Origin of the sequence: Dietzia sp. E1, assembly GCF_014145015.1 — a bacterium.
In the GTDB taxonomy this organism is placed as follows: domain Bacteria; phylum Actinomycetota; class Actinomycetes; order Mycobacteriales; family Mycobacteriaceae; genus Dietzia; species Dietzia cinnamea_A.
In genome coordinates, this window is sequence record NZ_JAALDU010000225.1 from 1 (window position 1) to 5619 (window position 5619).

Consider the following 5619-nt stretch of genomic DNA (forward strand, 5'->3'; position numbering starts at 1 on the left):
GTCATCGGCGCGGTGCTCGGTGCCGCCTACTGGGCCGCGCGCACGTCGGTGCTCGGGGGCTGATCAGCCGGGGTCTGGTAGTCGCGCCGCGGTCGCCGCCCGGCCCGTGTCGCGGCACCGCCCGGCCCGGGGCGATCGCGTCCGTCAGCTCTGCTCGGTGATCACTCCGCACGCGATGCGGCTGCCGCCGTCGCCGGCGTTGCGGGTCTCCTCGTCCGCGCCCTCGGCGGCGTAGCGCTCGGGGATGTTGGCGAGGTTGTCTGAGTTCTCGTGGACCATGACGGCCGAGCCGTCGTCGTCGAGGAGAAGGTCGCGGTCCACTCGGTCGGTCAGCGTGACGATGCGAGCGGAGCCGTCCTCGGTGACGAAGAGGGGCGGCAGGTCGCCGGCGTGCTCGGGGTGGCCCGCCTCGCCGTCCGGCCCCGCGAGGTGGCCGCCCGCGGACAGGAACGCACCCCGCTCCTCGGGGTCGTTGGGGTTGGCGCTGTCCGGTTCGCACTGGCCGGTCGTGTGGATGTGCAGCCCGTGGAAGCCCGCGGGCAGTGACGAGGCCTCGACCGTGATGACCGTGCCGCCGTCGGTCTCCGCGAATTCGGCCGTGCCCAGCGCGTCGCCCTCCGGGTTCACGAGCTCGGCGGTCGCGAAGACCTCTCCGGCGGTGGCGCCGCCGCCCTCGCCGCCGGCCGTCTCCGTCACCGTCAGCGTCGCGGTCTGGGGTTCGACCTCCCCCTGCGCGGCGGGCGAGTCCTCTCCGGTTCCGCACGAAGCGACCAGGAGCGCGGCTGCGCCGAGAGCCACGAACGCCGAGGCTCCGCGAGCTCGGCGGGCGGTGAGGGGCATGGTGCGTGCGGACATCGGGAACCTCCTCGGACGGCGTCGTGGCCGTCACCGTACCGGCGCCGGGACGAGCCGCAACCGCCCCGAGCGGGCGCCCTCGCGCAGTGGAGGTTGATGAGCAAAACCTTGTTGATGCCGATACAGGAATTGGGCAGTGGCAGCTCCCTCAGCAAGTCGATCGCCCAGTTATCCGTTGCCGCATCAGTCAAAAGTAAAGCGGCATTTGACCTGCGACTTTCGCCGAACAAGCGAGACGTCGGCCGATTCGAGAGTCTCACAAACACCAACAGCGCCATGTTGGTGATGGAAACTTCACGAAACGCTTGTGTGACCCAGGGCGCCTTGACATACTCCCCTCAGCTCGTCCACATAAAGCGGCGAGCCTCCCTCCCCCTCGAGCCCACGGGCTCTATCCCCCACCTGAAAGGGTTCATCATGAGCCAGGCGTACTACGCTCTCGTCACTCTCCAGGCCTTCTTCTCCGACCGCCTCGACAACCGCAAGGACCGCGGCGCGACCGCCGTCGAGTACGGGCTGATGGTCGGCCTCATCGCGGTCGCAATCATTGCGGTAGTCATCATCCTCGGCGATAACCTCGAATCGCTCTTCACCGGCGTGGGCACGAAGGTTGGCACTGCCGCCACTGAGGCTAACGCCCCCACTGGCGGCTAAGTCGCTCAGCCCGACGCGGCCGCCCAGCTCGCGCCGCGTCGGGTCCACTCACTTCCCTCCCCACGTCCCAGTTCCCCCTCCTCATCCCTCAGGCAGCGCCATGCTCACCCCCTCACGTGAGCGTGGGGCCACGGCCGTCGAGTTCGCGCTCGTTCTCCCCCTCCTGCTGTTGCTCGTCCTGGGCATCATCGAGTTCGGGCGGGCCTACCACCTGCAGACGACGCTCTCGAACGCGGCACGCGACGGGGTGCGGGTGATGGCGCTCGAGAACAGCGTCTCCGCCGCACGCTCGACGGCCAAGGCCTCCGCTCAGCCCCTCCCCCTCACCAACACGATGATCCGCGTGACCCCCTCCACCTGCAGCGGCGGCGCCGTGCCCGGCACTGCATGGGTATCTATCGACTACCCGTTCACGCCGTTGTCGGGCTTCCTGCCGATCGGGGACATCACCCTGACCGGAAAGGGGTCAATGCGATGCCTCGGCTAGCCGACGATCGCGGCGCCGTCGCGGTACTCGTGGCCGTCCTGATGGTGCCCCTCATCGGGTTCGCGGCGATCTCGCTCGACATCGCCGCCACCTACGCTGAGCGTCAGCAGCTCCAGACGGGCGCCGACGCGGCAGCACTGGCCATCGCCCAGGACTGCTCGCGGGACGCCTGCGGCTCACCACACACCACTGCGCAGACCTTCGCGACCGCCAACAGCAACACGGGTGCGGCGGCTGCACGTCTGGCACAGATGCCAACGCCCTCGACCGGGCGCGTCACGGTGATCAACGAGGCGGTCCGCCACCACTGGTTCGCTCCCGTCCTGGGCGTGGACTCGACCGATGTCGCAGCCCGAGCCACTGCCGGCTGGGGTTCCCCGTCCGCCGGAACCGCGCGTCTGCCCCTGGTCTTCTCGTGGTGCGAGTTCATGGCGCAGACCGACAACGGTGTCATCTCGGGCACCCGAGAGCGGACCATCTTCCTGTCCAAGAAGTCAGGCACCGGCTGCCACGGATCCTCCGGTCTCGCGGTTCCCGGCGGCTTCGGCTGGGTCAAACAGGACCCGGGCGGGAACTGCTCGGCGACAAGCCAGATCGGCGGAGTCCTCCACAGCGATACCGGCAACAACCAGAAATGCAGCGATGCAGAGTTCGCCGCCCTGGTGGGAAAGACCATCCTCATCCCGATCTTCGGACGAGATGACGGCCGGAGGCCGGATAGCAACAACCGACGCTCCGCCGGCCTCACCACTTTCAACCCCGCGAACAAGAAAGACCCGTGCGATAAGCCGGGCAACGGAAACCAGAAGAAGTGCGAGGAGAACGGCGGCGGTGGCGGCGGGGATGACGACGACGACGGCGGTGACGACGGTGGCGGTAACGACGGTGGCGGTGGCGGCAATGACGGCGGTGGGAGCGGCGGGAGCGGCAACAACGCCTGGTACCGCGTGCACGCCTACGCCGCGTTCACCGTGACGGGCTACAAGTTCAGCCCGCATGCGGAGCACAACGCCTCCAACTGCTCTAACTCCGCGTACTGCCTCAAGGGTTACTTCACCAAGATGCACGACCGCGACCCGAACTTCGACTACGACGCCGGCGCGCCCAATCTCGGCGCCTCCGCCGTCTACCTTCTACCGGATTAGCGAGCACTCATGACTCGTCGTGTTGTCGCCGCCGTCGCCGCGGCCATCCTCGCCCTCCTCGGGGCGGTCCTCCTCATCAGCTACGTCTCGAACGCGGACGAGCGGGCGATGGCCCGTATGGATCCCGTCGAAGTACTGGTGGTGGCCGCGCCCATCGCCCAGGGCACGCCAGCCGAGCAGATCGAGACCCTGGTCCGCACCGAACAACTCCCGTCGGCGTCCGTGGTGCCCGGGACCGCCGGCTCTCTCGCCGAGCTCAGCGGGCTGGTGGCCGTGACCGACCTCCAACCCGGTGAACAGCTCCTCGCGGCCCGGTTCGCCGCCCCCGAGTCGCTCGAGCCGTTCGGCGGCATCCCGGTTCCGGAGGGCCTGCACCAGATCACCATCCCGCTGGACTCGCCCCGGGTCGCCGGAGGAACGGTGACGCCGGGGGACCTGGTCGGCGTGTTCGCGTCCCTCGAGATCGACGAGGTCGCCGTGACGCACCTGATGCTGGACAAGATCCTGGTCACCCGCGTTCAAGGCGGCCTCACCCCGGCGCCCAGTGCCGCGGCGGACACCACGTCGACGGAGGAGGCGGCAAACGACGCGGGCAGCGGTCAGGACCCCGCGGCCGCGCCGGTCCACGAAGGAGGAGCCATGGTGACGTTGGCCGTCAACGCCCGCGACGCGGAGACCATCGTCTTCGCGGCCGAACACGGCAGCATCTGGCTGTCCATCGTCCACCCCGACGCCTCCGCCGACGGCTCGCGCATCGTCAACCCGGGGAACGTGTTCCAGTGAGCCGCCTGCTTCTGGTCTCGGACTCCTCCGACCTGCACCAGCACGTCGCCGACGTGGCCGGCGCCCGTATCGCCGTCGTGCCAGGTCACCCGATCCCGGACGGGCCGTCGCAGCTGTTCCAGCAGCTCGGTCCCGGAACGCCCCTGCCGCAGGTGATCGTCCTGGACGCCGCCGGCGGGGCCGAGGAGGCGCTCGCCCTGGCGTCCCGTCTACACGCAGACTGTCCCGGCATCGCCGTGGTCCTGGTCAGCGGCCAGCCCGACACGCACGCGCTCGCCGCCCTCAGGGCCGGGGCTCGTGACATCGTCCACCCGGACGCCGAGGTCGCCGAACTCGCGGACGTCCTGGCGCGTGCGCTCCAGGCGGCGCAGGCGGCCGCGCAGCCGGTCCCGGGAGACCCCGCGATCAGCGGCGATGCCAGCGCGCGCGGCCGGGTGATCAGCGTGGTCTCCCCGAAGGGCGGCGTCGGCAAGACGACCGTCGCCACCAACCTCGCGGTCGGCCTGGCGCGCACCGCGCCGCTGGCCACCGTGCTCGTAGACCTGGACGTGCAGTTCGGCGACGTGGCCAGCGCCCTGAATATGGATCCGCAGCACACCCTGCTCGACGTCACGCGCGGCCCGGCCGTGCAGGACTCGATGGTCCTCAAGACCTTCCTCACCCAGCATTCCACCGGTCTGTACGCGGTGTGCGGGCCGGCCAACCCGGCGGAGGCGGACGCCGTGACCCCGGCCGACGTGGCGCGGCTGCTGCAGACGTTGGCCTCGGAGTTCCGCTACGTGGTGGTCGACACCGCGCCGGGCCTCGACGACCACGCCCTCGCCGCGATCGACCAGGCCGACGAGTTGATCCTGCTCACCACCCTCGACGTGCCGGGCGTGCGCGGGCTGCGCAAGGAGATCGACATCCTGCGCGACCTGGGTCTCGAGTTCGACCGCCGGCACGTGCTCGTCAACTTCGCCGACAACCACAGCGGCCTGAGCAAGGCCGACGTCGAGGCCACCATCGGCACCGACGTCGACCTGGTACTGCCCCGCAGCCGGGCGGTACCGGTGTCGGTCAACCAGGGCATCCCGCTCCTGCAGAACGACACCCGCGACCCCATGACCAAGCAGCTCCGCAAGCTCGTCGACCGGTTCACGCCGGCGCCGATGCGGCCCACCCAGACCAGCGCCGCGGTCAGCCTCGGCGGTCGGCATCGCCTACAGAGGAAGCGGGTCAAGCAATGAGTCTGTCCGATCGCCTCCGCGCCGCGAGGGTCACCGTCGGCACCGCGCCGGACGGCGCCGACGTCCTCACCGCGCCGCCGCCGGGAGCCGCCGGGCAGGTGGCGACGCCCGGGGTCACGACGACGACGAGGTCCGCCGCACAGACGGGCCCCGCACACCCCGGCCCGGGCGCGATGGCCGGCACCGACGAACCCGCCGTCGATCCGCTGATCTCCCTCAAGGAGCGGGCAGCCGGGGCCCTCTTCGAGCGTATCGGCGCCCGGCTGAACAACCCGTCGCTCACCGAGGACCAGCTCCACGCCATGGTTCGTGCCGAGCTGAACGCGGTGGTCGAGGAGCAGACCATCCCGCTCACCGGTGACCAGCGCAGGCGGCTCATCACCGACGTCCAGGCCGACGTCCTGGGCCACGGACCGCTGGAGAAGCTGCTCGAGGACCCGGACATCACCGAGATCATGGTCAACGG

At 70.0% G+C, this 5619-nt stretch carries 6 protein-coding genes and 1 pseudogene; 6 read left to right on the plus strand and 1 reads right to left on the minus strand.

Annotated features, from left to right (window positions below):
- Positions 1–144: 144 nt before the first annotated feature.
- Positions 145–855: a superoxide dismutase family protein gene (locus G6030_RS08560; protein WP_182642842.1), complete on the minus strand. Its 711-nt coding sequence runs from the start codon at positions 853–855 to the stop codon at positions 145–147.
- Positions 856–1164: 309 nt separating this feature from the next.
- Between G6030_RS08560 and G6030_RS16730 the strand changes: the two genes are divergently transcribed.
- The 6 genes and pseudogenes from G6030_RS16730 to G6030_RS08590 all read left to right on the plus strand — a co-directional run.
- On the plus strand, positions 1165–1509 hold the full coding sequence (locus G6030_RS16730) for a Flp family type IVb pilin (RefSeq protein ID WP_347238614.1): 345 nt from the start codon (positions 1165–1167) through the stop codon (positions 1507–1509).
- Positions 1510–1609: 100 nt separating this feature from the next.
- Positions 1610–1996, plus strand: coding sequence for a TadE/TadG family type IV pilus assembly protein (locus tag G6030_RS08570; RefSeq protein WP_182642843.1), 387 nt, complete (start codon positions 1610–1612; stop codon positions 1994–1996).
- A complete protein-coding gene (locus tag G6030_RS08575) occupies positions 1984–3141 on the plus strand; it encodes a pilus assembly protein TadG-related protein (RefSeq protein WP_182642844.1) in 1158 nt (385 codons plus the stop codon). Before G6030_RS08570 ends, G6030_RS08575 begins: the two co-directional genes overlap by 13 nt.
- Before the next feature lie 9 nt (positions 3142–3150).
- Complete coding sequence (cpaB, locus tag G6030_RS08580) at positions 3151–3924, plus strand: Flp pilus assembly protein CpaB (RefSeq protein ID WP_182642845.1); 774 nt, start codon at positions 3151–3153, stop codon at positions 3922–3924.
- Positions 3921–5153, plus strand: coding sequence for an AAA family ATPase (locus G6030_RS08585; RefSeq protein WP_182642846.1), 1233 nt, complete (start codon positions 3921–3923; stop codon positions 5151–5153). Before cpaB ends, G6030_RS08585 begins: the two co-directional genes overlap by 4 nt.
- A pseudogene (locus tag G6030_RS08590) lies at positions 5150–5619 on the plus strand (CpaF family protein); the annotation flags it as partial. The gene G6030_RS08585 and the pseudogene G6030_RS08590, both read left to right, overlap by 4 nt.

What these genes read in the sequence shown, in the direction of transcription:
- G6030_RS08560 (WP_182642842.1), bottom strand. Translation starts at nt 855, where the DNA reads ATGTCCGCACGCACCATGCCCCTCACCGCCCGCCGAGCTCGCGGAGCC.
- G6030_RS08570 (WP_182642843.1), top strand. Translation starts at nt 1,610, where the DNA reads ATGCTCACCCCCTCACGTGAGCGTGGGGCCACGGCCGTCGAGTTCGCG.
- G6030_RS08575 (WP_182642844.1), top strand. Translation starts at nt 1,984, where the DNA reads ATGCCTCGGCTAGCCGACGATCGCGGCGCCGTCGCGGTACTCGTGGCC.
- cpaB (WP_182642845.1), top strand. Translation starts at nt 3,151, where the DNA reads ATGACTCGTCGTGTTGTCGCCGCCGTCGCCGCGGCCATCCTCGCCCTC.